General features: G+C 63.8%; 3 protein-coding genes. All 3 read left to right on the forward strand.

Annotation, left to right across the window (positions count from 1 at the left end; genetic code table 11):
- On the forward strand, window positions 1-445 hold a 445-nt coding region (locus FDN03_RS16195; protein WP_138178613.1), incomplete at its 5' end, for an LLM class flavin-dependent oxidoreductase.
- A gap of 329 nt (window positions 446-774) precedes the next feature.
- Window positions 775-897: a hypothetical protein gene (locus FDN03_RS17010; RefSeq protein ID WP_256385367.1), complete on the forward strand. Its 123-nt coding sequence runs from the start codon at window positions 775-777 to the stop codon at window positions 895-897.
- A 280-nt stretch (window positions 898-1,177) separates the two neighbouring features.
- Window positions 1,178-1,378, forward strand: a complete 201-nt coding sequence (locus FDN03_RS16885) for a hypothetical protein (protein WP_249354636.1) — start codon at window positions 1,178-1,180, stop codon at window positions 1,376-1,378.
- Window positions 1,379-1,781: the final 403 nt, after the last annotated feature.

A 1,781-nucleotide genomic window follows, 5' to 3' on the forward strand; every position in this document is an offset into this window, starting at 1 on the left:
GGAGAAAAACGGGCGGGACCCGGGATCGCTTTCGTTTGGCGCCTTTGTTCCGTTCTATCCACATCACGACCAGAATGTCGCACGTGATCTCGCGCGGGGTACGGCCGCATCGATGAGCCGGCTCTCTGCGATGCATAAGAAGGTGAACGAGGCCAGCCCGATCTTGGACAGAGATCGGGAGAACATGGAACGCATCGCAAAAAATTATAACATGAACAAGCACGGCGCTCGTGCAAGTAGTCACTCGCATCTCCTTGACCCCGAATTCATTGACAGCTTCGGCCTCGTAGGCGACCCCCAGCGATGCCTCGAGAAGATGATGGCAATTGAAGATCTCGGCATCGATCGGCTCATCCTCTGGACCGGCGAACTGACCGGTCACGCGGGTGAGAGTTATCGAATCGGGGTGGATGAGTTGCTTCCCGCGATGGTCGGTCGTGGTTAGGGTCGCGTGGCGTAGTTGGTTTGTAGCCGAGGTTGCACTTCGCAGGGAAGCAAGGGGAGCCCACGTCGATGGTGCAGTCGTCATCTGGGCACAGTTGCATCGGCAAAGTCTGCCACTACGCGGCTGCTGTCGGTGGCCGCGGGATCCTGCCCGATGACGGCCGTGTGGGTGCCCGCCGGTGGCCAGTTGAACTGCCCACCGGCGGTCCCGTGATCTGCCCGAGGTGATCGTCGTGTCCCGGCCTGTCGTGGCAGGTCCGGGTTGTCCCCTTCCCGGTGTGCTGAGCGGTACCAACCGCTACCCAGCACGGTCCCGGGAAGGGGACGAGATTGAAGTCTGCCGAGGAGATCATGGAAATTCTTGAGGCGTACGACCTGACGGGGTCGTTGCGTGACGCGGGCGAGCTCGCGGGCTGCTCGCACCACACCGTCGGCCGGTATGTGTGGCTCTAACCTCGATCTTTCGTGTGTCCAGCAGGCCGGAGGTGACGCCGTGTAGCGGCTGATCCCCCGTTCGTAAGCTCGTCGTCGCTTGCCGGTGAGAGTCCGGTCCGGGTAGCTGCCAGGAGGCCCGGTAGCAGGCTGGCTGCTGGGCACACGGAAAAGGCTCACTGCTCACGACGTAGGGCGTGGATGTGCCGTTTCCACCCGATTGCGTCCATGGCGCTTTGCTCGGTATAGCGCTGCGTCGGCGAGCTCTACGAGCCTGTCTGGGGGGTCGTCGGCGGTGGGTGTGACCGCCGCGACGCCGATGCTGACGGTGACGATGTTTTCTCTGACCGTCGGGTGTGGTTCGGCCAGCTCCGCCACGGCGGACAAGAGCCGCTCGGCCATGCCGGCAAGCGACGTCGGTGTCGGCGCCCGGCATCACGACCGCGAACTCCTCACCGCCGTAGCGGGCGGCCAGGTCGGTGGCGCCGACGTTCTCGCGTAGGCATGCGGCGACCTGGGGGAGGCAGCGGTCGCCGGCGGTGTGTCCGAAGTGGTCGTTGTACCGCTTGAAGTGGTCAATGTCGATCATCGCTAATGCGACGGGGACGTGGCGGTGCCGGGCTGTGTGCCATTCCGCGTCGAGGGTCTCGTTGAGGCGTCGTCGGTTGGCCAGCCCGGTCAGGGGGTCGGTGATCGAGAGCTGTTCCAGCTGTTGGTTGGCGGCGGCGAGCTGCCTGGTTCGTTCGGCGACCTTGTCTTCCAATGAGGCGTAGACCATGGCGTTGTCGAGCGAGACCGCGAGCTGCCCGGCGATAATCATGATTCCGTCGAGGCGCTCGGTGGAGAACGCGCCACTGATCATCCGGTTCTCCAGCAGCAGCATGGCCCGTGGTTCGCCGCGGATG

The sequence above is a fragment of the Glutamicibacter sp. V16R2B1 genome, assembly GCF_005774635.1.
Classification (GTDB): Bacteria; Actinomycetota; Actinomycetes; order Actinomycetales; family Micrococcaceae; genus Glutamicibacter; species Glutamicibacter creatinolyticus.